Source organism: Streptomyces dengpaensis (assembly GCF_002946835.1).
Lineage (GTDB): Bacteria > Actinomycetota > Actinomycetes > Streptomycetales > Streptomycetaceae > Streptomyces > Streptomyces dengpaensis.
This window is the reverse complement of sequence record NZ_CP026652.1, coordinates 6,613,896-6,638,169: the sequence shown is the minus strand read 5'-3', so window position 1 is coordinate 6,638,169 and position 24,274 is coordinate 6,613,896. Positions and strand designations below refer to the sequence as shown.

General features: G+C 69.2%; 20 protein-coding genes and 1 pseudogene. 11 read left to right on the top strand and 10 right to left on the bottom strand.

The window, feature by feature from the left end:
• The first annotated feature begins 89 nt into the window (after positions 1-89).
• Positions 90-659: a YceI family protein gene (locus C4B68_RS30575; protein ID WP_099505028.1), complete on the top strand. Its 570-nt coding sequence runs from the start codon at positions 90-92 to the stop codon at positions 657-659.
• A 61-nt stretch (positions 660-720) separates the two neighbouring features.
• On the opposite strand, the gene uvrA is transcribed toward C4B68_RS30575, so the two are convergent.
• Positions 721-3,759, bottom strand: coding sequence for an excinuclease ABC subunit UvrA (gene uvrA / locus C4B68_RS30570; RefSeq protein WP_099505029.1), 3,039 nt, complete (start codon positions 3,757-3,759; stop codon positions 721-723).
• A gap of 223 nt (positions 3,760-3,982) precedes the next feature.
• Here uvrA and C4B68_RS30565 point away from each other — a divergent pair, with 223 nt between their 5' ends.
• Genes C4B68_RS30565 through C4B68_RS30555 form a run of 3 tightly spaced genes read left to right on the top strand, consistent with a single transcriptional unit; the run spans position 3,983 to position 5,944 of the window.
• Positions 3,983-4,672, top strand: coding sequence for a maleylpyruvate isomerase family mycothiol-dependent enzyme (locus C4B68_RS30565; protein ID WP_099505030.1), 690 nt, complete (start codon positions 3,983-3,985; stop codon positions 4,670-4,672).
• A gap of 9 nt (positions 4,673-4,681) precedes the next feature.
• Positions 4,682-5,338: an MBL fold metallo-hydrolase gene (locus tag C4B68_RS30560; RefSeq protein WP_099505031.1), complete on the top strand. Its 657-nt coding sequence runs from the start codon at positions 4,682-4,684 to the stop codon at positions 5,336-5,338.
• Positions 5,339-5,362: 24 nt separating this feature from the next.
• On the top strand, positions 5,363-5,944 hold the full coding sequence (locus C4B68_RS30555; protein WP_206337095.1) for a TetR/AcrR family transcriptional regulator: 582 nt from the start codon (positions 5,363-5,365) through the stop codon (positions 5,942-5,944).
• A 111-nt stretch (positions 5,945-6,055) separates the two neighbouring features.
• On the opposite strand, the gene aroQ is transcribed toward C4B68_RS30555, so the two are convergent.
• On the bottom strand, positions 6,056-6,529 hold the full coding sequence (aroQ, locus tag C4B68_RS30550) for a type II 3-dehydroquinate dehydratase (RefSeq protein ID WP_099505033.1): 474 nt from the start codon (positions 6,527-6,529) through the stop codon (positions 6,056-6,058).
• A gap of 101 nt (positions 6,530-6,630) precedes the next feature.
• Here aroQ and C4B68_RS30545 point away from each other — a divergent pair, with 101 nt between their 5' ends.
• The gene (locus C4B68_RS30545) at positions 6,631-7,677 is read left to right on the top strand and encodes a S66 family peptidase (RefSeq protein WP_099505034.1); all 1,047 of its coding nucleotides are present in this window, start codon (positions 6,631-6,633) and stop codon (positions 7,675-7,677) included.
• 59 nt (positions 7,678-7,736) lie between these two features.
• Positions 7,737-9,038 (top strand): MFS transporter, encoded by a 1,302-nt coding sequence (locus tag C4B68_RS30540; RefSeq protein WP_180289346.1) that lies wholly within the window; start codon positions 7,737-7,739, stop codon positions 9,036-9,038.
• 60 nt (positions 9,039-9,098) lie between these two features.
• On the opposite strand, the pseudogene C4B68_RS30535 reads toward C4B68_RS30540, so the two are convergent.
• From C4B68_RS30535 to C4B68_RS30510, 6 genes and pseudogenes are all read right to left on the bottom strand, one after another.
• Positions 9,099-10,199: pseudogene (locus C4B68_RS30535) on the bottom strand (calcium:cation antiporter).
• A gap of 204 nt (positions 10,200-10,403) precedes the next feature.
• Positions 10,404-11,393 carry a TerC/Alx family metal homeostasis membrane protein gene (locus C4B68_RS30530; protein ID WP_180289347.1) on the bottom strand — a complete coding sequence of 330 codons (990 nt, stop codon included), beginning with the start codon at positions 11,391-11,393 and terminating at the stop codon, positions 10,404-10,406.
• 336 nt (positions 11,394-11,729) lie between these two features.
• A complete protein-coding gene (locus tag C4B68_RS30525) occupies positions 11,730-13,754 on the bottom strand; it encodes a TerD family protein (protein ID WP_099505036.1) in 2,025 nt (674 codons plus the stop codon).
• Positions 13,755-13,799: 45 nt separating this feature from the next.
• A complete protein-coding gene (locus C4B68_RS30520; RefSeq protein ID WP_099505037.1) occupies positions 13,800-14,378 on the bottom strand; it encodes a TerD family protein in 579 nt (192 codons plus the stop codon).
• Positions 14,379-14,538: 160 nt separating this feature from the next.
• The gene (uvrB, locus tag C4B68_RS30515) at positions 14,539-16,671 is read right to left on the bottom strand and encodes an excinuclease ABC subunit UvrB (protein WP_099505038.1); all 2,133 of its coding nucleotides are present in this window, start codon (positions 16,669-16,671) and stop codon (positions 14,539-14,541) included.
• A 40-nt stretch (positions 16,672-16,711) separates the two neighbouring features.
• The gene (locus tag C4B68_RS30510; RefSeq protein WP_099505039.1) at positions 16,712-17,578 is read right to left on the bottom strand and encodes an MHYT domain-containing protein; all 867 of its coding nucleotides are present in this window, start codon (positions 17,576-17,578) and stop codon (positions 16,712-16,714) included.
• Positions 17,579-17,861: 283 nt separating this feature from the next.
• On the opposite strand from C4B68_RS30510, the gene C4B68_RS30505 reads away from it, so the two are divergent.
• Together C4B68_RS30505 and C4B68_RS30500 are read left to right on the top strand one after the other, a co-directional pair.
• Positions 17,862-18,752: a glycerophosphodiester phosphodiesterase gene (locus C4B68_RS30505; protein WP_099505040.1), complete on the top strand. Its 891-nt coding sequence runs from the start codon at positions 17,862-17,864 to the stop codon at positions 18,750-18,752.
• Positions 18,753-18,851: 99 nt separating this feature from the next.
• Positions 18,852-19,406 carry a methylated-DNA--[protein]-cysteine S-methyltransferase gene (locus C4B68_RS30500; protein WP_099505041.1) on the top strand — a complete coding sequence of 185 codons (555 nt, stop codon included), beginning with the start codon at positions 18,852-18,854 and terminating at the stop codon, positions 19,404-19,406.
• Positions 19,407-19,511: 105 nt separating this feature from the next.
• On the opposite strand, the gene C4B68_RS30495 is transcribed toward C4B68_RS30500, so the two are convergent.
• Positions 19,512-19,940 (bottom strand): VOC family protein, encoded by a 429-nt coding sequence (locus tag C4B68_RS30495; protein ID WP_099505042.1) that lies wholly within the window; start codon positions 19,938-19,940, stop codon positions 19,512-19,514.
• 102 nt (positions 19,941-20,042) lie between these two features.
• On the opposite strand from C4B68_RS30495, the gene C4B68_RS30490 reads away from it, so the two are divergent.
• Both C4B68_RS30490 and C4B68_RS30485 read left to right on the top strand, forming a co-directional pair.
• Positions 20,043-20,948, top strand: coding sequence for a pseudouridine-5'-phosphate glycosidase (locus C4B68_RS30490; RefSeq protein WP_099505043.1), 906 nt, complete (start codon positions 20,043-20,045; stop codon positions 20,946-20,948).
• Positions 20,949-20,986: 38 nt separating this feature from the next.
• Entirely contained in the window at positions 20,987-21,892 is a 906-nt protein-coding gene (locus tag C4B68_RS30485) for a carbohydrate kinase family protein (protein ID WP_099505044.1), read from the top strand.
• A gap of 134 nt (positions 21,893-22,026) precedes the next feature.
• Here C4B68_RS30485 and C4B68_RS30480 read toward each other — a convergent pair whose 3' ends face one another.
• Positions 22,027-22,839 (bottom strand): methyltransferase domain-containing protein, encoded by an 813-nt coding sequence (locus tag C4B68_RS30480; protein ID WP_099505045.1) that lies wholly within the window; start codon positions 22,837-22,839, stop codon positions 22,027-22,029.
• A gap of 213 nt (positions 22,840-23,052) precedes the next feature.
• On the opposite strand from C4B68_RS30480, the gene corA reads away from it, so the two are divergent.
• Positions 23,053-24,180, top strand: coding sequence for a magnesium/cobalt transporter CorA (corA, locus tag C4B68_RS30475; protein WP_099505046.1), 1,128 nt, complete (start codon positions 23,053-23,055; stop codon positions 24,178-24,180).
• Positions 24,181-24,274 lie beyond the last annotated feature (94 nt).

Below are 24,274 nucleotides of genomic sequence, written 5' to 3'. Positions count from 1 at the left end.
ACAGCGGGTGCGCCGCCGGATCGTGGCCCTGTCACTACCACCCTCAGCCCGGTCTCCCTCCGGGCCTGCGGACCGCACAGGGTGGAGCCATGACTGACAACAACTCCCCGACCGCATACGCCTCTTCTCTGCCGCTCGCCGCCGGCGACTGGGAACTCGACCCCCTGCATTCGGCCGTCAACTTCACCATCCGCCACCTCGGGATCGCCAAGGTGCGTGGGCGCTTCGGTGAGGTGAAGGCCGGACTGTACGTGGGTGAGACGGCCGACGACGTCAAGGTGAGCGCCGAGATCGCTCTTGCCTCTATTGACACCGGGAACCCGGATCGTGACGCGCACACACGCTCGTCCGATCTGCTGGACGTCGAGAAGCGTCCGACGATGACCTTCCTCTCGACGCGGGTGTCGGGCGACGGTGAGGAGTGGTCGATGGAGGGGGACTTGACCATCGGGGACGTGACGCGGACGGTGACGCTCGCCGTCGAGTTCGGCGGGGTGGTGGACTCCCCCGTCGACGGTCGCAGGCACGCGGGGTTCGAGGCGACGGGTGAGATCCGCCGCAGCGATTTCGGGCTGGACTTCGGGACCGGGTTCCTGGGTGATGTTGTCAAGGTTCAGCTGGACATGCAGTTCGTCGAGCCGCAGGGACAGGGCGGCTGACTGTGCAACGGACGGCGCCCCACGGGGAGTTCCCGTGGGGCGCCGTATTTTCTGGGACTTGTCAGGCCTTGCGAGCCCGCGTGGTCTTCTTCGCGGGGGTCGCCTTCTTGGCGGCCGTATTCTTCGTGACCGCTGCAGCCTTCTTGGTGGCCGTGTTGTTGACGGTCTTCGTGGCCGTTCTCTTCGCCGTCGACTTGGCCGCCACCGTCTTGGCGGCGGTCTTGCCCGCGGCCTTCACCGGGGCGGCGTCGCTGATCCGGTCGGCGCCGAGGACCTCGCGCAGGAACTTGCCGGTGTGGCTGGTCGACACGCCGGCGACCTGCTCGGGGGTGCCCTCGGCGATGACGAGACCGCCGCCGTTGCCACCCTCGGGGCCCATGTCGACGACCCAGTCCGCGGTCTTGATGACGTCGAGGTTGTGCTCGATGACGATGACCGTGTTGCCCTTGTCGACCAGGCCGGACAGCACCGTGATGAGCTTGCTGATGTCCTCGAAGTGCAGACCGGTGGTCGGCTCGTCGAGCACGTACACCGTGCGGCCCGTGGAGCGCTTCTGCAGCTCGCTCGCGAGCTTGACGCGCTGTGCCTCACCGCCGGACAGCGTCGGCGCGGACTGGCCGAGCCGGACGTAGCCGAGGCCCACGTCGTTGAGCGTATTCAGGTGCCGGGCGATCGCCGGGACGGCCTCGAAGAATCCGAGTGCTTCCTCGATCGGCATGTCGAGGACCTCGGAGATGGACTTGCCCTTGTAGTGGACCTCCAGGGTCTCCCGGTTGTAGCGCGCCCCGTGGCAGACCTCGCAGGGGACGTACACGTCCGGCAGGAAGTTCATCTCGATCTTGATCGTGCCGTCGCCGGAGCAGTTCTCGCAGCGGCCGCCCTTGACGTTGAAGGAGAAGCGGCCGGGCAGGTAGCCCCGCACCTTCGCCTCGGTCGTCTCGGCGAACAGCTTGCGGACGTGGTCGAAGACTCCGGTGTACGTCGCCGGGTTGGACCGGGGTGTACGGCCGATGGGCGACTGGTCGACGTGCACGACCTTGTCGACGAGGTCGTCGCCCTCCACACGCGTGTGCCGCCCGGGTACGTTCCTCGCGCCGTTCAGCTCGCGGGCCAGGTGCGTGTACAGGATGTCGTTGACCAGCGTCGACTTGCCGGAGCCCGAGACGCCGGTGACGGCCGTGAGGACGCCCAGCGGGAAGGACACGTCGATGTCCTGGAGGTTGTTCTCACGGGCGCCGTGCACCGTGAGCCTGCGGCTCGGGTCGGCGGGGCGGCGGATGTCTGGAAGCGCGATCTCCTTCTTGCCCGACAGGTACTGGCCGGTCATCGACTCGGGGTTGGCGAGCAGCTCCTTCAAGGGGCCGCTGTGCACGACCTTGCCGCCGTGCTCGCCCGCGCCGGGGCCGATGTCGACGACCCAGTCGGCGACCTTGATGGTGTCCTCGTCGTGCTCGACGACGATGAGCGTGTTGCCCATGTCGCGCAGCCGGACCAGGGTCTCGATCAGCCGGTGGTTGTCGCGCTGGTGCAGACCGATGGACGGCTCGTCGAGGACGTACAGGACGCCGACGAGTCCGGAGCCGATCTGGGTGGCCAGGCGGATGCGCTGGGCCTCACCGCCGGAGAGGGTGCCGGCCGCGCGGTTCAGCGACAGGTAGTCGAGGCCGACGTCGACCAGGAAGCGCAGCCGTTCGTTGACCTCCTTCAGGACGCGCTCGGCGATCTTCTTGTCGCGCGCGTTGAGTTTCAGCTCGCCCAGGAAGTCCGCGCAGTCACTGATGGACATCGCGGAGACCTCGGCGATCGACTTCTCCATGACCGTGACCGCGAGGACCAGCGGCTTCAGGCGCGTGCCCTCACAGGTGGGGCAGGGCACCTCGCGCATATAGCCCTCGAAGCGCTCACGGCTCGCGTCGCTCTCGGCCTCGCTGTGCCGCCGCTTGACGAAGGGGACGGCGCCTTCGAAGGGCGTGGTGTACACGCGCTCGCGTCCGTACCGATTGCGGTAGCGGACCTCGATCTGCGTCTTGTGCCCGTAGAGGAGTGCCTTCCTGGCGCGCTGCGGAAGCCCGGCGAAGGGGATGTCGGTCCGGAATCCCAACGCATCGGCGAGGGCTCCGATGAGCCGGCCGAAGTAGTCCTTGGTGTGTCCGTGCGACCAGGGGTGGAGGGCGCCCTCGTCGAGGGACTTCTCCTCGTCCGGGACGATCAGCTCGGGGTCGACCTCCATGCGCGTACCGATACCGGTGCACTCGGGGCAGGCGCCGAAGGGCGAGTTGAAGGAGAAGGAGCGGGGCTCCAGCTCCTCGAAGGACAGGTCGTCGTACGGGCAGTACAGGTGCTCCGAGTACATGCGCTCGCGCTCGGGGTCGTCCTCAGGGAGGTCGACGAAGTCGAGCACGACCATGCCGCCGGACAGGCCGAGGGCCGTCTCCACGGAGTCGGTGAGGCGGCGCTTGGCGGACTCCTTCACGGTGAGGCGGTCGACGACCACCTCGATGGTGTGCTTCTCCTGCTTCTTCAGCGTGGGCGGCTCGGTGAGCTGGATCGTCTGGCCGTCGACCCTGGCGCGGCTGTACCCCTTGGTCTGGAGATCGGCGAAGAGGTCGACGAACTCGCCCTTACGCTCGCGCACCAGCGGTGACAGGACCTGGAAGCGGCTCCCCTCCGGCAGCTCCAGCACCTTGTCGACGATGGCCTGCGGCGACTGGCGCGTGATCGGGCGGCCGCACTCAGGACAGTGCGGCTTGCCGATGCGCGCGAAGAGCAGACGCAGATAGTCGTAGACCTCGGTGATGGTGCCGACCGTCGAGCGCGGGTTGCGCGAGGTCGACTTCTGGTCGATGGACACTGCCGGGGAGAGGCCCTCGATGAAGTCGACGTCCGGCTTGTCCATCTGACCGAGGAACTGCCGGGCGTACGAAGAGAGCGACTCCACGTAGCGCCGCTGCCCCTCGGCGAAGATCGTGTCGAAGGCCAGCGAGGACTTGCCCGACCCCGACAAGCCCGTGAAGACGATGAGCGAGTCGCGCGGGAGGTCGAGCGAGACATTCTTGAGATTGTGCTCGCGCGCTCCACGGACGATGAGACGGTCGGCCACGCCGGTCCGCACCTTTCTTGAGAGTAGTGACAGGGGCCGAGGCCCCCGTCTTCCTCAGACTAGGGGGAGCCACTGACAGCGCCGGTTGGTTTCCCTGGTTCACAACAATCCCGGGCTCTCCAGCATGCCCGACGCCGCATCCGAGCCTATAGCACGCACATTCGATTTGCGGGGCTGGTCGACCGCCTTCACCCAAACGTGTGGCGGGGCTAGGGTCGGCCTCATGATTGATCATGTGTGCGACCTGGCGTCTGTACGTGACGCGACCGACCGACTGCTCATCGCAGCCGCCGCATTGGACAACGCATCCGTGACCGAGTCGTCACGGCTCCCCGGCTGGAGCCGGGGCCACGTGCTCGCCCACCTCGCCCGCAACGCGGACGCTCTCGTGAACGTCCTGGAAGGGCGCCCCATGTACACCACCGGCGCCGCACGGGACGCCGACATCGAGCGGGACGCGCCGCGGTCCCTGGACGCGCAGCTCACCGACGTACGCGAGAGCGCGGCCCGCTTCCAGGAGGCGGGGGCCGCTCCCGCGGACTGGTCCCGCACGGTGGAGCTGCGCAACGGAGTCACCGACTCCGCGGCCCGGGTACCGTTCCGGCGGTGGGTCGAGGTCGAGCTGCACCATGTGGATCTGGGCATCGGATACGAACTCGAAGATCTTCCGGCGGAGTTCGTGGAGCGGGAGATCGAGTTCCTCGCCGACCGCTTCGGCGGACATCCCGATGTGCCTCCCACCCGCGTCACCGACGGCACGCGCGCGTGGAGCACGGGGCGCGTCGCGGAGGGCGGCCCCGAGGTCACCGTGACCGGTCCCACGCCCGCGCTCCTCGGCTGGCTGGCGGGACGCCGTGACGGGTCCGACCTCAGCGTCGACGGTGGTCTGCTTCCCACCCTTCCCCCGCTATAGGCTGCCGACATGACGTACAGCGGAGCGGTGAAGGTCGGCGGCCCTGCCGATGTGCACGAGCTGCAGGACCTGATGATCTCCAAGGTCGCCGTCGGCCCCATGGACAACAACGCCTATCTGCTGCGCTGCCGGGCCACCGACGAGCAGTTGCTCATCGACGCGGCGAACGACGCCGCGACGCTGCTCACGCTGGTCGGTGACGACGGCATCGCGTCCGTCGTCACCACCCATCAGCACGGCGACCACTGGCAGGCGCTCGCGGAGGTCGTGGGGGTCACGGGCGCGCGCACCTACGCGGGCCGGGACGACGCCGACGGCATCCCGGTGCCGACCGACGTCCGCGTCGACGACGGCGACATCATCCGGGTCGGGCGCGTGGAACTCACCGCGCGTCACCTGGTGGGGCATACGCCGGGCTCGATCGCCCTGGTCTACGACGACCCGCACGGGCATCCGCACGTGTTCACGGGGGACTGTCTCTTCCCGGGCGGCGTGGGCAACACACGTAAGGACCCGAAGGCGTTCGCCAGCCTCATCCACGACGTCGAGACCAAGATCTTCGACGTCCTGCCGGACGAGACCTGGGTCTACCCGGGGCATGGCAACGACACAACGCTGGGCGCGGAGCGACCGCATCTGGCGGAGTGGCACGCACGGGGCTGGTGAGCCCGGCCCTCGGAGGCGCGACGTATGAAACGTGCGCTCCTCGCGTCAGCGCGCGAGCGCACGCTCCGCGCGTTGCTGCGAGCGCACGCCGCCTCACGTGAGCCGCCTCGGTGTGCGCCCCACGTGGCCGGTTACGCCGACAGCTTCTTCGGGTACTTCGCCGGCAAGGAGGACATCCTGTTCCCCGACAGCGACGCGCGTGCGCGGGCAACGATCGCGGCGATCAGCGACCGCGACCCGACCGAGGGTCCGGTGGACGTGCTGCTACGGGCGCTCGACACCATCGCCGAGAGCGACGCCGACATGGGGAGCCCGATGGCCTCCGTGCGGATGCGACTGTTCCACACCGTCCCCGCGGTGCGGGGCAAGGCGCTGCAAGACCAACTCGCGGCGCAGCGGGAGATCGCCCGGGAGCTGCACGTGGTGTTCCCCGACGAGTTGGACCGGGTGACCGCGGCGGCGCTCGCCGGGGCGCTGACAGGAGCGGTGAGTGGCGCACTCGACGCGCTCATGGGCGAGGAGGGCACAGCCGGCGCGGACGCCGACCACCTGCGTGCGCGGGTACGACAGGCGACGGAACTGGCGCTGCGACCCTGGCGGCACTGAGGAGTTGGAGGAGAGGCCCGGTTCGGTGAACCACACCGCTCGGCGCCCCTCCCCGATCCTCGTCGGGTCTGCCGATGGCATTCCTTGGGACCCGCGGGAGGAGCGGACGCGTCAGGCGTCCGCGTGCCCCGCTCCCGCCAGCGCAGCGACCCGCTCCACCGCGAACGCGTACCCCTGCACACCGCAGCCCGCGATGACCCCGTCGGCGCGGAGCGAGACGTATGAGTGGTGCCGGAACTCCTCGCGCTGGTGGATGTTGGAGATGTGGACCTCCACCACAGGAAGGCCGTCACAGGTGTTGAGCGCATCCAGGATCGCGACGGAAGTGTGCGAGTAGGCGGCCGGGTTGATCACGATTCCGGCGTGATGCAGACGCGCTTCGTGGATCCACTCCACGAGTTCGCCCTCGTGGTTGGACTGCCGGAAGTCCACCGTGCCGCCATGCGCGGCCGCCGCCTTGGCGCACAGCGCCTCCACGTCCGCGAGTGTGTCCGAGCCGTAGATCTCCGGCTGACGCTGCCCGAGGATGTTCAGGTTGGGCCCGTTGAGGATCATGATCGGGGCGTTGGCGAGGGTGCGGGGCACAATTCCTCCGGTCCTTCAGGTCTGCCGGCCCGTTGAGGACCGCTGCTCGGACCCGGTTTATCACGGTGCACCGGAGAGGTGACCGCCCATACCCTCCCGGCATGACCATGCCTTCGTACCCTCCCAAGCCTTCACCCGGTGACCGGATAGCCGTGATCTCACCGTCCGCGGGACTGCCGGGGCTCTTCCCGCTGCCGTACGAACTGGGCCTGGAGCGGCTGAGCATGGAGTACGGCCTCGAACCGGTCGAGTATCCGGCGACCCGGAAAATGGGCTCGACCCCTCAGGAACGGGCGGACGACATCCACGCGGCGTTCGCCGACCCGACGATCAAGGCGGTCATCGCGTCCATCGGCGGCGATGACCAGATCACCGTGCTGCCGCTGCTGGACCGGGAGTTGATCCGCGCCAACCCGAAGCCGTTCTTCGGCTACAGCGACAACACCAACCTCCTCGCGTACCTGGGGAACACCGGAATCGTCGGCTACCACGGCGGGTCCGTCATGTGCGAGCTCGGCCGTCCAGGCGCCATGGACCCACTGACCGCCGAGTCGCTGCGGGCCGCGCTGTTCACGTCCGGGCCGTACGAACTGCGCCCCGCGCAATGCTTCGGTGACGTGGACGGCCCGTGGGAGGACCCCGCCACCTTCGACTCCGAGCCGCCCATGGAACCGGGCAACGGCTGGACCTGGCACCGCCCGGAGCGTGTCGTCGAGGGCCGCTCCTGGGGCGGCAACATCGAGATCCTGTCCTGGCTGCTGATGGCCGACCGCGAGATCGCCCGCGACCCTTCCGTGTACGAGGGCCATGTGCTGTTCCTGGAGACCTCGGAGGATATGCCGAAGGCCGACGACGTCTTCTGGATCCTGCGCAGCATGGGGGAGCGAGGGCTGCTGCGGCGCTTTCCGGCTCTCCTGATGGGCCGGCCCAAGGCGTGGTCCTTCGCGCAGCCCAACGAAGCCGACGCCAAGGCCCGTTACGCGCGGGAACAACGCGAGGCGCTGCTCCGCGCCGTCGACATATATGCCCCGGACATGATGGTCGTTGTCGATGTGGACTTCGGTCACACCGATCCGCAAATTGTGATCCCTTATGGGGGCGCCCTTCGCGTGGACGGCCCCGCCCGGCGCATCACCGTGACGTACTGACGTGAGCGCGCCCCCGTACGCCCCCGTAACTGATGGTCACCGTGGGTAGTTGACGCGGCATGCACGACGTACGCACCGTAAGTGCGCCCTCCATGCTCCGGCTCGCGGCCGCCTCGCTCGCCGGGACAGCCATCGAGTTCTACGACTTCTTCATCTATGGGACGGCGGCCGCGCTGGTCCTCGGCCCCCTGTTCTTCCCGACGTTCTCACCGCTGGCGGGGACGCTGGCGGCCTTCGCGACGTTCGGCGTCGGGTTCGTCGCACGCCCTCTCGGCTCGGTGCTGTTCGGGCACATCGGGGACCGCCGCGGGCGACGACCCGTCCTGGTCGCCTCGCTGCTGCTGACCGGCGCGGCGACCGTCGCGGTCGGCTGCGTACCGTCGTACGACCGCATCGGTGTGGCCGCTCCCGTCCTCCTTCTTGTGCTGCGTTTTCTGCAGGGGCTCGGTCTCGGCGGGGAATGGGGCGGGGCGGTGCTGCTGACCGCGGAGCACGCGCCCGCCGAGCGGCGCGGGCTGTGGTCGAGCTTCCCGCAGGTCGGGCCCTCGCTGGGGTTCGTGCTGGCCAACGGCGTGATGCTGGTGCTGTCGGCGACACTGTCCGACGCGCAGTTCGCGGCGTGGGGGTGGCGCGTGCCGTTCTGGGCCGCGGGGGCGCTCGCGGCGGCGGGTCTGTGGCTGCGCAGTTCGCTCGCGGAGAGCCCGCGCTTTCTGGAAATGCGGGACCACGCGCGCGTGCCGCTCGCCGAGGTGGTGCGCGATCACTGGCGGCTCGTGCTGCTGACGGCCGGCGGACTCGCGGTCGGCTACGCCGTGTTCTACGCGGTGACGACCTGGGCGCTCGCCTACGGAGTCGAACGGCTCGGTGTGAGCCGTACCGTCATGCTGGCCTGCATCATGGCGGCCGTGGTGGTTATGGGCTCCCTGACGCCCCTGATGGCCCTGCTCGGCGACCGCTACGGGCGGCGACCACTGTGTCTGGCCGGCGCCGCGGCCACGGCGCTGTGGATGTTCCCGATGGTCGCGCTGCTGTCGACCGGCGAACCGCTGCTGATGTTCCTCGGCTTCCTGGTGGCGCTGATCGCGTTCATCACGATGTTCGCCGTGATCGCCGCTTATCTGCCGGAGTTGTACGAGCCCCGGGTGCGCTGCACGGGCGCGGCGGTGGGCTACAACCTGGGCGGCGTTCTCGGAGGCGCGCTCACGCCGATCGTGGCCACGGCGGTGGCGAGCGGCGAGGGCGTCCCGTGGGGCGTGGCCGCGTACCTGACGGCGATCGCGCTACTCAGCCTGGGGTGTTTCGCGCTGCTGCCGGAGACCCGGCCGGTGCCCCGACTGGCGGTTGTACAAGCGACCGAGTGACAAACCCCGTCGTCGCAGCGAACAGCGTCCAGGGGTCCCTAGGGGTTGGTCCAAGTGTCTCTAGGGGTTGATCGCCAGTTCCAGGAAGGCCGCGAAGATCACCAGATGGACGCCTCCCTGGAGGGGGTCGCCCGTCCGGGAACCACCGTCAGGGAGCTCACCACCACGGTCAGCGCGAGCAGCACCATGTGGGTGGGGCCGAGGCCGAGGACTAGCGGCCCGGAGAGCCACACGGATGCCAGGGCGACGGCGGGGATCGTCAGTCCGATACTGGCCATCGCGGAACCGAGGGCGAGGTTCAGGCTGGTCTGCACCCGGTCGCGGCGGGCCGATCGCAGCGCGGCGATGGTCTCGGGGAGCAGGACGAGCAGCGCGATGATCACACCGACGACGGCGTGCGGCATACCGGCCGCCTGGACGGCGGACTCGATGGTGGGCGACACACCCTTGGCGAGGCCGACCACGCCGACCAGGGCCATACCGAGGAGCCCCAGGCTGATCGCGGCCGTGCGGGTGGACGGGACGCCGGCGTGGTGGTCCGCGTCGATCACCACGCCCTGCCGGGTGATCGGCAGGAAGTAGTCGCGGTGGCGTACGGTCTGGGTCGCCACGAACAGGCCGTACAGGACCAGTGAGGCGAGCGCGGCGAAGGTGAGTTGGGCCGTGGAGAACTCCGGGCCCGGCTTGCTGGTGGTGAACGTCGGGAAGACCAGGGTGAGCGTGGCGAGCGTCGCGACGGTCGCGAGGGCCGGCGCCGGTGCCTTCCGCGTTGAAGACGGCGAGCCCGTGACGGAGGGACGCGACGAGCAGGCACAGACCGACGATGCCATTGCAGGTGATCATCACGGCCGCGAACACCGTGTCGCGCGCCAGGGTCGCACCCTTGGCGGCGCCGTCCGCCATCAGCGTGACGATCAGCGCGACCTCGATGATCGTGACGGCGACGGCGAGGACCAGCGAGCCGAAGGGTTCGCCGACCCGGTGTGCGACCACCTCGGCGTGGTGGACGGCGGCCAGCACAGCCCCGGCCAGCACCAGCGTCACGAGGACGACGACCGCCGCGGTCAGGTCGCGTCCCCAGGTGAAGGCCAGCAGGATCACCGCGACCACGGGCACTACGGCCGTCCACCGCGTCACAAGTGACCGGAGCCTAACGATCATGCTGCGATCGTCGCAGGCGTACGCGGGCACCGCACTCGGTGGCTAGAGGCTCGCGCCGGGACCGTGACACGGCCCGCCATGCAGGGCCCTCTGTCCAAAGCCCTCTGTCCGGGACCATGCGGGCCGGGCTTCACGCACCGGGAGCGGTGCTCGGTCATGAGCCGCGCACCGCTCCCGGCGATGGTCGTGCTGCGTCTGACGTGGTCAGACCTCGATGCTGTCCTTCGGAGCGCTCTCGGTCTCCTCGCGCGCCGTCTGCTTCTTGGAGGCGATCAGGCTGGTGATCGTGGTGACCACCAGGACCGCGAGGATCACGCCGAGGGAAACCGGGATGGAGATCTCGGGGACATGGACGCCGGACTCGTGCAGCGCGTGCAGCACGAGCTTGACGCCGATGAAGCCGAGGATGACCGACAAGCCGTAGCTGAGGTGGACCAGCTTCTTGAGCAGCCCGCCGATGAGGAAGTACAGCTGCCGCAGCCCCATCAGCGCGAACGCGTTGGCCGTGAAGACGATGTACGGGTCCTGGGTCAGTCCGAAGATCGCGGGGATCGAGTCGAGCGCGAAGAGCACGTCGGTGGTGCCGATCGCCAGCATCACTACGAGCATCGGCGTCATGACGCGCTTGCCGTTCTGCTGGATCCACAGCTTGGTGCCGTGGTAGCGGTCGGCCACGCCGAAGCGTTGCTCGGCGGCCTTGAGCAGCCGGTTCTCCTCGTACTCCTCGTCCTCCTCGTCGGCCCGGGCCTCCTGGATCAGCTTCCAGGCGGTGTAGATGAGGAACGCGCCGAAGATGTAGAAGACCCACGCGAAGCTCGCGATGATCGCGGCACCCGCTGCGATGAATATCGTGCGCAGGACGAGGGCTATGAGCACACCGACGAGGAGCACCCGCTGCTGGTACTGCGAGGGCACCGCGAACTTCGCCATGATCAGGACGAAGACGAAGAGGTTGTCGACGCTCAGGGACTTCTCGGTGATGAAGCCCGCGAAGAACTCTCCGGCGGGCTGGCCGCCGGAGAAGAGGAGCAATCCCAGTCCGAACAGTCCGGCCAGGACGATCCAGACGACCGTCCAGATTCCGGCTTCCTTGATCGAAACGTCGTGCGGCTTGCGGCCGATGAAGAAGTCGACCGCGATCAGGGCACCAAGGCCCAAGATCGTCAGGACCCACAGGGTCAAAGAAGCATCCACTGCGCCTCCGGCAGTACGTAACGGCAGATGTCAGCGTCGTCGTCGCTACCGGAGGTCTCTTCCACCCGCGTGGCAGCCGGGGCGCGTGATGCGTCCGGTGCCTGCGGGCCGACGCCCCGGGATCGGGCCTGATCCGTATTGACGGGTGCGCCGAAGTAGGCAGGGAATACTCCCCTCCGTGGGAAAGAGAGTACCCGAATCACCAAGTAAAGGTAAAGAGATCAGTAAAGGATGGACCAAATCCCCTGGTCAGAGCACTTTACTGATGCTTGACACTGTCTTCTGAGGGCGTCCACGGTCCAGGAACGAGACGTCCACGGCTCCAGGAACGAGGTGTCAGCGGTTCCAGGAGCGGCGGGCCGCAGCCACCTGTGCGAGCACCTGCTGGAGAACCTGGCTGCCCGGCGGTACGAGCGCGGGCTCGTATGTCCACGCGTGCCCGACCCACGGGTCGGCGAGGTGGTCGTCGGCGACCGGGGTCAGTCGAAGCAGCGAGCGCCACAGCGGATCGAGCAGCGGCCCGTAGGCGGCGGCGTCGTCCCGGTCGGCCACCATCATCAGATGGACGCCGACGGCCGGGCCCTCGTCCGCGAGGTAGCGCAGCTGCGTTACGGCGCGGTCGTCGAAGCCGTGCGGGAAGTCGTTGACGATCAGCAGTTGCTCGGCGGTGTCGAGGCCCGGCGGCAGCGAGTCGGCCGCTCCCCCGCGCACCGCCATCTGCACCAGGTCGACGCGCTGGGTGAGTTTGGCGAGGACGTCGGCCACGCCCGCGGCACCGACGCCGGGCGCGCCGTCGAGCACCCCTGACTGCACCAGTGGCGCGAGGGACGAGGCTCCCGAACCGGCCGGGTCGATGACGTGCACCGTGAACTCGCCGACGGGATAGACGGCGAGCAGCCGCGCGGCATGTGCCACCGCCGTGTCCATGGCGAGGCGGCGCAGCTGATCGGAGTCGGCGAGCGCGTCGTCGAGGCCGGCGCGGCCGCTGTCGATCCACAGGCCGCGCTCCAGCGGCAGCCGGACCAGCATCGGGATGCTCAGGTCCTCGCTCTCGGGCAGATGGAGATCGCCGAGGCGCAGCGCCATGGGGATCTCCATGGGTACCCGGTAGCCGTGCCAGACCGGGTTGTCCCAGCGCGCGTACGCCGCGGGCAGCGCGGGCTCGACGACCTGGGCCTCGGCGGCGAGCTGGGCGAGATCCCGGTCGAGGGCCATGCGGGCCTGGTCGACCAGTTGGGCGTGCTTGGCGCGGGCCACCTCGCGCGCGGCGTCGCCCTGTCCGCCGATCCGGCTGCGCGGGTCGGACAGAACCTTGTCGAGCTCCTGCTCCATGCGCGAGTCGGCGAAGTCGACGGCGCTGCGATATGCGGCGGCGGTACGGGCCAGGTCCTCGAACATGCCCCACACCTGGTTGTAGAGCCGCTCTTCCATGGACCAGCCGGTCGCGTCGCCCGCGACGGGCTGCGCGGACTGCCCGGGCGGAGCCGGTGGTGCGGTCGGCGGGGGCGGGGGCGGGGCCGCGTTCTGCCGGCCGGGGTGGCTGTAGTTGATCCCGCCGCCGACGGCGGGAGCGGACGGCTGGGTGACGGCGGAGGGGTCCGACGGTGCCGGGGCCCCCTGGTAGCCGGTCTGCGGCGCCGAGGCCCCTTGCGGACCCGGCGCGTCGTACGGGGACTGCTGCGGCGTTGCGTCCCCAGCGGCGATCTGGGGTCCGGTGTGCGGCTGGTCCGGTCCCGGCGCCGAGGTGGCCGCCTGTCGTGAGCGGTCCCCATCGGGCGTACGCGGCGGGGGTGCCGCCACCGAGCGGGCCAGTCCCTGGGCCACCGCCTCGTTGATGCTGCCCGCGAGCTGCCGGGCCTCATGAAGGCCCTGGTCGGCGAGGAGTTCGGCGAGGCCGCCCGCGTACCCCTGGCCGACCGCGCGGACCTTCCACGCACCCTGCCTGCGGTAGAGCTCCAGGGCGACGACCGCCGACTCGGTGTCCAGGCCGGTGATGGTGTAGCTGGCGACCTCGCGGCCGTCGAGGCCGGTGACGGCGACGAAGGGGGCGGCGACGGCGCCGAACCGGACCGGGCCTGCGCCCCCGGACGGCAGCGCGAGCAGCACAGTGACCCGGTGCACGGTCTCGGGCAGGGCGTCCAGGTCGAACGCGAGCCGGTGGTCGGCCGCCGCCTGCTTGGACACCTCGAGTCCGGGCAGGGTGGGCGCACCCGGGTGGGCCACCCACTCGACGCCGCGGACCTTGCCCTGCTCATCGCTGAGCGTGGCCCCGGCCACGATCGGCTTGCCGGCCGAAACACGGACCTCAAGACGGGCCTCGGAGAGCGGATGGTTCTGCCCCCGGACCAGCTCGGCCGTCATCGCCTAGTCCCCCTATGTCGCTTCGTGCGGTGCGCGCCCGGCTGCTTACAGGTGCGGCAGGATCGCGGGCATCAGGTCCTGGAACGTGCGGCCGTTGGCCGGGGTGCCGAGGGCCGTCATCTGCCAGCCCGGGCCCGCGCGGTGCACCTTCGCCATGATCTGGGCCGTGTACTGTCCGCCGCCCGCCAGCGTGTAGCGGGCGAGCTCGTCGCCGTTGGTCTCGTCGACCAGACGGCAGAACGCGTTCTGCACTTCCTGGAACGTCTGGCCCGTGAACGAGTTCACGGTGAAGATGATCTGGTCGATGTGGACCGGGACGCGCTGCAGGTCGACGAGGATCGCCTCGTCGTCGCCGCCCTGGCCCACACCACCGACCAGGTTGTCACCGGTGTGCCGTACGGAGCCGTCATCGCTGACGAGGTGGCGGAAGAACACGACGTCGACGGGCTGCTTGTCCGCGAACAGCACGGCGGAGGCGTCGAGGTCGATCTCCCGGGTGCGCGAGCCGAACAGCCCGCGCCGGGGGGCCGCCTGCCAGCCGAGCCCCATCCGCACCGCGGTCAGGGTGCCCCCGTCGTTCTTCTGCAGACTGATGGCCTGACCCTTGGTCATGTTGACCGTCACGCGCTGTTCCCCTCTCGAACTGTCCCCTGTTGCCGCGGAACCCGCGGATGAGCTGAACCCTACGCAGCGCCACTGACAGTGCCGAACCCCGGGGCGTGCTTTGTGTCGGTCTTGCAACACAGCGCGCATATGCCGAGGTCCGGAACGGCCGGCGTGGGCGTCAGGCCAGGCCCGCCTCCTTCATCTGGCGCAGCTCCTTCTTCATCTCCGACACCTCGTCGCGCAGCCGGGCGGCGATCTCGAACTGGAGATCGGCCGCGGCGGCACGCATCCGCTCGGTCAACTCCTCGATCTGCTCGGCGAGATCGGCCGCGGGACGGTCGGTCGGCACCGTCTCCTCGCCCTTGCCCTTGCCCTTGGCGGACTTGGCCGCCTTGCCGAGCGCGGGCACCGGGGCCTTGGCTCCCTTGCCGTCCTTCGACTTGCGGTAGCCCGAGCCGAGCAGCTGCTCCGTGTCGACGTCCTCGCGGGCGATCTGCGCGACGATGTCGTTGATCTTCTTGCGGAGCGGCTGCGGGTCGATGCCCCGCTCCGTGTTGTAGGCGATCTGCTTCTCCCGGCGGCGATTGGTCTCCTCGATGGCCTTTTCCATCGCCGGGGTGATCTTGTCGGCGTACATGTGGACCTGGCCGGAGACGTTGCGCGCCGCGCGGCCGATGGTCTGGATCAGCGAGGTGCCCGAGCGCAGGAAGCCCTCCTTGTCGGCGTCGAGGATCGCCACCAGGGACACCTCGGGCAGGTCGAGGCCCTCACGGAGGAGGTTGATGCCGACCAGGACGTCGTACTCACCGGCGCGCAGCTCGCGCAGCAGCTCGACGCGGCGCAGGGTGTCGACGTCGCTGTGGAGGTAGCGCACCTGGATGCCGAGCTCCAGGAAGTAGTCGGTGAGGTCCTCGGCCATCTTCTTGGTGAGCGTGGTGACCAGGACGCGCTCGTCCTTCTCGGTGCGCCTGCGGATCTCGTGCACCAGATCGTCGATCTGGCCCTCGGTGGGCTTGACGACGACCTCGGGGTCGATCAGGCCGGTGGGGCGGATGATCTGCTCGACCTGGCCGTCGCCGCGGGAGAGCTCGTACTGCCCCGGGGTCGCCGAGAGGTAGACCGTCTGCCCGATGCGCTCCTGGAACTCCTCCCACTTCAGGGGGCGGTTGTCCAGCGCGGACGGCAGCCGGAAGCCGTGGTCCACGAGGGTGCGCTTGCGGGACGCGTCGCCCTCGTACATCGCGCCGATCTGGGGCACGGTGACGTGCGACTCGTCGATGACGAGCAGGAAGTCGTCCGGGAAGTAGTCGAGCAGGGTGTTCGGCGGGGAGCCGGGTTCGCGGCCGTCGAAGTGCATCGAGTAGTTCTCCACGCCGGAGCAGGAGCCGATCTGGCGGAGCATCTCTATGTCGTACGTCGTACGCATGCGCAGGCGCTGGGCCTCCAGGAGTTTGCCCTGCTTCTCCAGCTCGGCGAGGCGCTCCCCCAGCTCCTTCTCGATGTCGTTGACAGCACGCTCCATGCGCTCGGGGCCCGCCACATAGTGGGACGCCGGGAACACGTAGAGCTGGGTGTCGTCACTGATGACCTCGCCGGTGAGCGGGTGCAGCGTGGAAAGGGCCTCGATCTCGTCGCCGAACATCTCGATGCGGACGGCCAGCTCTTCGTAGACCGGGAAGATCTCGATGGTGTCGCCGCGAACGCGGAAGGTGCCGCGTGCGAACGCCACGTCGTTGCGCGTGTACTGGATGTCGACGAAGCGGCGCAGCAGGTCGTCACGGTCGATCTCGTCGCCGACCTTCAGGTTGACCATCCGGTCCACGTACTCCTGCGGCGTACCGAGGCCATAGATGCAGGAGACCGAGGCGACCACGACCACGTCGCGGCGGGTGATCAGCGAGTTGGTGGCGGAGTGGCGCAGGCGCTCGACCTCCTCGTTGATCGAGGAGTCCTTCTCGATGTAGGTGTCCGACTGCGGGACGTATGCCTCGGGCTGGTAGTAGTCGTAGTACGAGACGAAGTATTCGACGGCGTTGTTCGGCAGCAGCTCGCGGAACTCGTTGGCCAGCTGGGCGGCCAACGTCTTGTTCGGCGCCATGACGAGCGTGGGGCGCTGGAGCTTCTCGATCATCCACGCGGTGGTGGCGGACTTGCCGGTGCCGGTCGCGCCCAGCAGAACGACATCCTTCTCACCTGCGCGGATGCGCTTTTCCAGGTCGGTGATGGCCGTGGGCTGGTCACCGCTTGGCTGGTAGGAGCTGACGACCTCGAAGGGCGCCACCGAACGTTCGATCTTTGATACGGGCCGCATGGAATCCACCGTACGACCCCGCACTGACAACGTGGCCGGATCACCAGCTCTGCGGGGTGCGGGAGCCTCGCTGTCCACGGCTCCGCCCGGGGCGTGGCTGAGGACGGCGGCCGGGCTGCGGAGCAGTGGGGTGCGCAGGAACGCCGGGCCTGTTCTCCACGGGGATCCCCTTGGGCCTGCCCATGACCGTCAGCGGGTCGAACATCACCACCACGCCGGCCAGACACAGAAAGACCAGCGGGCCGATCATCATGGGCGCGAGCAGGGCCGCGGGCGAGTCACCGGAGAGCGTGCTGGTCGAGCTGTGCAGGTGGACGCTGAGGGCGGCCATGCCGGTGTAGTGCATGCCGCTGACGGCGAGCCCCATGACGAGACTCGCGCCCACGCTCCAGAGGAATCCGCGGACCTGTCCCGCCGCCCACAGGGCGGCGGTGGCGGCCGCGACGGCTATGACGACCGAGGCGGCGACGGTGAGGGTGTTGTATTCGAGCTTCCCGTTGAGGCGCATGCCCGCCATGCCCAGGTAGTGCATCGAGGCGATGCCCAGGCCGGTGATGGTGCCTCCGGTGAACAGCGCCGTTCCGGTGGAACCCCGGTTGCCGACGATGAAGATCCCGATGCCGACCATCACGATGGCCACGCCCAGGCTCGCGAACGTCGTCAGTGGGTCGTAGTGAATCGGGGTCTCCTCGACCGTGAACCCCATCATCGCGATGAAGTGCATGGTCCATATGCCCGAAGCGATCGCGGCCGAGCCCAGCGCGAGCCAGCCGGCGCGCCACGAGCGGGCGACGAGCATCGATCTGTTGGTGCAGCGCAGTCCCAGCGCTCCGCCCAGGCAGGCCATGAGATACGCCACCAGCGGTGTGACGAGTCCGTAAGTGAAGCCGTCGACCGTGCCCTGCATGCGCGGCTGCCCTTCCCGCCCTGTTGCTCCTGAAATTCTCTGAAATGTCCCCACCCTCAGGACCGCAAGAGCGGACTGGGTTGAGGCAGAGAGTATGACTCGGACCGGATTGGTCGAACGATTTTCCGGCAAAGAATCACGGCCTTGCCCCACTTGTGCGGCGCCGGTGAGCGGACTTGGACAACTCCATTCAATCTGTGGCCATCTCGCACCCCCTCCCCTTGACGCTCCGCTGCGACTCTTGTGCTGTCTGTGATCACCGACGCGAGGATGAGGAGTAGGTATGCACGCGCGCGTTGCCGCCGTTACGACCGCCGCGCTTCTGGGGGGTGCCTTTCTGATGCCGCCCAGCCCGCACGCCCGTGCGGGGTCCCAGAGCACCGGTCCAGGGTCCCAGAGCACCGGTCCCGTGATCGTCTCCCACCGCGGCGCCTCCGCATACGCACCCGAGAACACCCTGGCAGCCATCGACAAGGCGGCCCAGATGGGATTCAGCTGGGTCGAGAACGACGTCCAGCGCACCAAGGACGGTGAACTCGTCGTCCTCCACGACGCCACGCTGGCCCGCACGACCGACGTCGAGGAGGTCTATCCCAACAGGGCTCCCTGGAACGTCAAGGACTTCACCGCCGCGGAGATCGCCCGCCTGGACGCCGGGAGCTGGTTCAGCCCCCGGTACGCGGGCGCGCGCGTACCGACGCTGAAGCAGTACATGGACCGTGTCTCGCACAACCACCAGAAAATCGTCCTGGAGATCAAGAATCCCGACCTCTATCCGGGCATCGAGCAGCAGACCCTCAAGCTGCTGAGCAACGAGGGCTGGCTCGACCCGGCGCATCTCACGGGCAGCTTGATCATTCAGAGTTTCAGCGTGAACAGCGTGCGGACCGTCCACGATCTGAGCCCCGGCATCAAGACGGCCTTCCTCGGCCGGCCGTCGATCGCGCTGCTGCCCGAATACGCCCGGTTCGCCGACGCGATCAACCCGGATCACGCCACGCTCTCGTCCGCCTACGTCTCCGCGGTTCACGGGGTCGACGGGCCGCACGGCACGCCGATGGAAGTCTTCGCCTGGACCGTGGACGACGCGGACGGCGCCCGGCGCGTGGCGGGTTTCGGCGTGGACGGCATCATCACGAACATGCCCGACGTGGTCCGCAAGGCTCTCCCGTAACACCGGGAGGACGTCGATCGGCTTCCCCGCCCGTGGTGCGGCCATGTGGCGGCGGCCGCGCCACGGGCGTTGTCAGTGGCGCGCCGTACGGTGGATCGCATGGACAGTCATGGGCAGTACGAACAGCAGGTCGTATGGACCGTCGTCGGCACGGACATCGGTCCGCTGCTGCTGGCGGCGACGCGCGACGGCCTGGTGAACGTCGTGTTCCACGCCACGGACGCGGTGCGTGACAAGGCGCTCGGCCACCTCGCTTCCCGTCTGGGCACCGAGCCCGTCGAGGCACCCGAGTCTCCGCTGCTGACCGATGCGATAGGTCAGGTCGCGGCTTACTTCGCGGGCGAGCGGCACGACTTCGAACTGCCGCTTGACTGGTCGCTGATCTCCGGATTCAACCGCCAGGTGCTGCGCGAGCTGGCGTCCGGCGTCCCGTACGGCTCGGTCGTGGGCTATGGCGACCTGGCCGGGCGAGTCGGCCAGCCGGGCGCGGCGCAGGCCGTGGGGGTGGCCATGGGCTCGAATCCGCTGCCGGTCGTCGTGCCGTGCCACCGGGTGGTCGAGAGCGACGGGGGTATCGGCGGGTTCGGGGGCGGTCTGGAGACCAAGCGGAAGCTGCTCGCGCTGGAAGGGGTGCTTCCGGAGCCGCTGTTCTGACGCCTCACCGGTGATCCGAGGGATCGCTGAGCGGTCTCGCACGGCCACGCGACAGCGCGCAATCTAGTGTCCGCAGGTCGTGCCGTCCTGGGTGCCCCTGGCCGGCTACTCGTAGTGCCGTGCCTCGAAGACGTTTCCGTCCGGGTCGCGGAAGTAGAAACTGCGCTTGGCCTTTCCGCGGGCGCCGTAGGAGTCGTACGAGAAGCCAGAAACGGGGACGGCGCGCTCCTCCAGACGTGCTCGCAGTGCGTCGAAATCGTCTGCCTGCAGGGACAGGCAGACGTGGTTGACCGGGTGCCCGGCGCTGTCGGCGCCTCCCGGGACCATGTCCATGTTCGCCGCCATGGGAAGGGGCGCGAGGTCGAAAATGGTCTCGTCATTGAGGCGTACTGAGGGGAACGACGCCTTGCCGGCGGCGAATTCGGTGACCCTCAGGGGCTCCAGGCCGACCGCCTTCTCGTAGAAGTCGGCGGAGGCCACCGGATCGCGCACCCACAGGACGACGTGGTCGAGACGTGTCGGGTTGTCCGTCATGCTCCCAGGCTGGTGGCGTACGCCGGAGGTCGCAAGGGTTTGACCGGGCGCCCCACTCGCCAGAGATCCAGGGGTGAGGTACGGCCGACAGGAGGTAGGCGCGTGATCGTGGTGTCCGAAGAGGTGCGGGAGGCGCTCGACGCGCGTCGGCCGGTGGTGGCCCTGGAGTCGACGATCATCGCGCATGGGCTGCCCCGCCCGCGCAATCTGCAGGTCGCGCTGGAGCTGGAGGGTGTCGTACGGCGGGAGGGTGCCGTCCCCGCGACGATCGCCGTGCTCGACGGGCGGCCCCATGTCGGACTCGACAAGGAGCAGGTGGAGCGGGTCGCGAACGAGGACGGGATCCGCAAGCTCGGTCACCGCGATCTGCCGCTCGCGGTGGCGGCGGGCGCGAGTGGGGCGACGACCGTGTCCGCGACGGCTCTGCTGGCCGCCCGCGCCGGCGTACGGGTGTTCGCGACGGGCGGGCTCGGCGGCGTGCACCGGGAGTGGACGGTGACGCAGGACGAGTCGGCCGACCTGGGCCTGCTGGCGCGTACCCGGATCACGGTGGTCTGTGCGGGCGTGAAGTCGATCCTGGACGTGCCCGCGACGCTGCAGCGCCTGGAGACGCTGGGCGTGGCGGTGACCGGGTACGGCACCGATCGCTTCCCCGGCTTCTACCTGTCGGACTCGGGATATCCGGTGGACTGGACGCTGCAGACCCCCGGGCAGGTTGCGGAGGTCATGCGCGCGCAGGACGCCCTGGGCGCTCCTGAGTCGGCGCTCATCGTCGCGAACCCCGTCCCTGAAGAGGAGCAGCTCGATCCCGAGCTCCACGCGCGCGTGCTCGCCGACGCGCTGCGCGCGTGCGAGGCCGAAGGCGTGGCCGGACAGGCCGTGACGCCGTTCCTGCTCGACTATCTGGTGCGGCACACCGACGGCGCCTCCCTGAACGCCAATCTGGCGGCGGTGCGCGGCAACGTACGGCTCGCGGCGCGGATCGCGGCGGCCTGGGCCGGGGCGTGAGCGGGACGGATCACGGGGGCGCCGGGCGCGATACGACGGTGCCCGCGGGCGCTCTGCTCGTCGTCGGGGACGTGGTCACGGACGTCGTCGCCCGGCACCGCGGGCCGCTCGCGGCGGGCACCGACACGGCCGCCGCGATCCGCACTCTGCCGGGCGGCGCGGGCGCCAACGTGGCGTGCTGGGCGGCGCACTGGGGCTGCGCGGACGTACGGCTGCTCGGCCGGGTGGGCGCGGACGCGGCCGGATGGCACGAGCGAGAGCTCGGGGCCTGCGGCGTACGTCCCCTTCTCGTCGTTGATCCCCAGGCGCCGACCGGGACGGTGATCTGCCTGGTGGACACGGGGGCTTCGGCGGAGCGGACGTTCCTCACGGACAGCGGGGCCTCCCTGCGGCTCGCCCCCGATGACTGGTCACCGGCGCTGCTCGACGGTGCCGCGCGGCTGCATCTGTCGGGCTACTTGTTCTTCTCCGAGCCGAGCCGGGCGCTGGTGTCGGTGGCGCTGGAGTCGGCACGCTCGCGTGGCGTACCGGTCAGCGTGGATCCGGCGTCGGCGGGATTCCTCACCGAGCTGGGCGTCGACCGCTTTCTCGAACTCTCCGAGGGCGTCGACGTCCTGCTTCCCAGCCGCGACGAGGCGTACCTGCTGACCGGGCTGCCCGATCCCGCGGACGCGGCGGCCAAGTTGAGCCGCCACGTCCCCCTGGTCGTCGCCAAGCAGGGAGCCGATGGGGCCCTGGTGGCCCGCTCGGGAGCGGTCCGGGCCCGTGTCCCGGCCGTGCCCGCCGCACCTCGCGACACCACGGGCGCAGGCGACGCCTTCACGGGAGCCTTCCTCGCCGCCCTGCTCGGGGGCGCAGAACCCGAGGAAGCGGCGGTCCAGGGGTGCGAGGCGGGTGCGATGGCGGTGGAGCGGCTCGGGGGAAGGCCGCCGGCGGGCGTCTGACGGCTGCTGTAGGGGACACATGCAGGGTGCCCCCTACAGGAGGGCGAGCCGACGAGACCGACGTCCAGGTGCCCGGACGACGCCGACCAGTGGACCCTCGCGCAGGTGGACGGTCGCACCCACGGCACCCCGCGTCAACTCCTCTGTCTCCTCTTACCCTTTGCGCCCCACGCCGAGATCATCGGTGCCGTCGCCAGGTCCATGGAGCCGGAGGCGACGTTGGCCAGGTGGCGGTCGATGTCCTGGTGGGTGGCCAGGCCCGCGGTGACGAGCTGGTCGCGGATCTGACGGACCGTCGCGGACTCCAGGGCGGCGCAGGCGGGCGACGTGACGGGGAAGTACGCGTCGGCCTCCACGCCGTGCAGTCCCGCCTCGCGCAGCAGGCGCGGGAGTTTGCGGCCGTACGCGAGGTCGGCGCCGCGCTCCGCGAGCAGACTGCGGAAGCCCTGGCGCAGCCGGTTCGCGAGCTGTTGCTCGGGGCCGTACTCGTCGGGGCAGATCAGGGGCTGCAGCGCGGGGTCCCCGTCCTCGACGAGGAGCCGGCCACCGGGGCGCAGGGCCTTGACCATCGACCGCAACGCCCGCTCCCGGTCAGGGACATGGACGAGCACGAGCCGGGCGTGCACCAGGTCGAAGCCCTCCCCCGGCGGTTCCTCGGCGCCCACGTCGTGCACGCGGACCTCAACTGGCGGCCGGGCAGCCGAGGCCACCAGTGAGGTGTCGATGTCGGTCGCGACGACCCGCCCGGTCGGGCCGACCTTCTTGGCGAGCCAGGACACCACGGACGTGCCGCCCGCGCCGACCTCCCAGCAGCGCCAGCCGGAGCCGATGCCGAAGCGCTCGATGTGCCGGAACGTCGTGGGGTCGAAGAGAGTGGCGAAGGCGTCGAAGCGCTGCCCCGCCTCGGTCTGCCGGTTGTCGAGGAGATAGCCGTCGGTTCGCGTCATGGGGAGATCATCCCATTTGCCTTACTTACCTGAAATCGCCGACGCTCCCGTTTGCCGATACCCGCACGAACGGCCAGGCACCGCCCGCCCTCGCTTCGCGCCGGAACGGAATATTCCGTTCCCACAGGCTTCTCGGGCACTCGATCAGGCCTGGCAGACTGGCGTGCCAAGGCGCAAAGTGCGGCGCGAGGAGATCCACGCAAGGAGATCCAGATGTCCATGGCAGGGAATCTGCGGAAGGTCACGGCCCTAGGAGCGGTCGGCAGCCTCCGCAAAGTGGCGCGGCTGACACGGCGGCGCGCCCGTGTCGACCTGAGTCACCCCGCCCGGTCTCCGCTGGGCTCCGCGGTGGTGAACTGCGTGGCATACCAGGACGGCGCCCGAGTCCCCGGCGGCCGCGATCTGGTCGACACCGTGGAGCGGATCCGCAAGAGCGACGAAGGATTCGTCTGGCTCGGACTGCACGAGCCGACGGACCGCGAGTTCGCCGGTCTCGCCGAGCTCTTCGACCTGCACCCTCTCGCCGTCGAGGACGCGGTGGAGGCCCATCAGCGCCCGAAGCTGGAGCGGTACGGCGACACGCTGTTCGCGGTGTTCAAGACCGTCTGCTACGTCGAACACAAAGAACTGACCGCGACCAGCGAAGTGGTGAACACCGGCGAGATCATGGTGTTCGTCGGGCCCGACTTCGTCATTACCGTGCGGCACGGACGGCACGGCTCCCTGGGTCCGCTGCGTGAGGAGCTGGAGGCGGACGCTCAACAGCTCACCAAGGGACCGGCCGCGGTGCTGCACGCGATCGCGGACCATGTGGTCGACGACTATATGAGCGTCACGGACTCGGTCCAGGCGGACATCGACCACGTCGAGGCCGATGTGTTCACCGAGAACGGCGCTCGGGCCGACGCCGGTCGCATCTACCAGCTCAAGCGTGAACTCCTCGAACTGAAGCGGGCCGTGGTCCCGCTCGCCCGGCCGGTCCAAGAGCTCGCCACCCGGCCGATACGGGTGGTCGACCCGGAGATACAGGCCTACTTCCGGGACGTCTGCGACCATCTGCTGCGGGTCACCGAGCAGATCGCCGCCTTCGACGACCTGCTCAACTCAATCCTGCAGGCACACCTCGCGCAGGTGACGGTCGCGCAGAACGAGGACATGCGGAAGATCACGGCATGGGCGGCGATCGTCGCCGTACCGACGATGGTCTGCGGGATGTACGGCATGAACTTCGACCACATGCCGGAACTGCACTGGCGGTTCGGCTACCCCCTGGTCATCGGCGTGATATCCGTCGCCTGCCTCGTCGTGTACCGGGGGTTCAGGCGCAACGGCTGGCTCTGAGGCGCTCCCCATTCGGCACGGCCGGCCGGACGGGGAGCGCACTCGGGGGGACTGGACTGCGGGAACCGGTGGATCGCACGATCGAGACGATGCG

Coding starts and splice junctions, on each gene's coding strand:
- C4B68_RS30575 (WP_099505028.1), top strand. CDS start 90: ATGACTGACAACAACTCCCCGACCGCATACGCCTCTTCTCTGCCGCTC.
- C4B68_RS30565 (WP_099505030.1), top strand. CDS start 3,983: ATGATTGATCATGTGTGCGACCTGGCGTCTGTACGTGACGCGACCGAC.
- C4B68_RS30560 (WP_099505031.1), top strand. CDS start 4,682: ATGACGTACAGCGGAGCGGTGAAGGTCGGCGGCCCTGCCGATGTGCAC.
- C4B68_RS30555 (WP_206337095.1), top strand. CDS start 5,363: ATGAAACGTGCGCTCCTCGCGTCAGCGCGCGAGCGCACGCTCCGCGCG.
- C4B68_RS30545 (WP_099505034.1), top strand. CDS start 6,631: ATGACCATGCCTTCGTACCCTCCCAAGCCTTCACCCGGTGACCGGATA.
- C4B68_RS30540 (WP_180289346.1), top strand. CDS start 7,737: ATGCACGACGTACGCACCGTAAGTGCGCCCTCCATGCTCCGGCTCGCG.
- C4B68_RS30525 (WP_099505036.1), bottom strand. CDS start 13,754: ATGACGGCCGAGCTGGTCCGGGGGCAGAACCATCCGCTCTCCGAGGCC.
- uvrB (WP_099505038.1), bottom strand. CDS start 16,671: ATGCGGCCCGTATCAAAGATCGAACGTTCGGTGGCGCCCTTCGAGGTC.
- C4B68_RS30510 (WP_099505039.1), bottom strand. CDS start 17,578: ATGCAGGGCACGGTCGACGGCTTCACTTACGGACTCGTCACACCGCTG.
- C4B68_RS30505 (WP_099505040.1), top strand. CDS start 17,862: ATGCACGCGCGCGTTGCCGCCGTTACGACCGCCGCGCTTCTGGGGGGT.
- C4B68_RS30500 (WP_099505041.1), top strand. CDS start 18,852: ATGGACAGTCATGGGCAGTACGAACAGCAGGTCGTATGGACCGTCGTC.
- C4B68_RS30495 (WP_099505042.1), bottom strand. CDS start 19,940: ATGACGGACAACCCGACACGTCTCGACCACGTCGTCCTGTGGGTGCGC.
- C4B68_RS30480 (WP_099505045.1), bottom strand. CDS start 22,839: ATGACGCGAACCGACGGCTATCTCCTCGACAACCGGCAGACCGAGGCG.
- corA (WP_099505046.1), top strand. CDS start 23,053: ATGTCCATGGCAGGGAATCTGCGGAAGGTCACGGCCCTAGGAGCGGTC.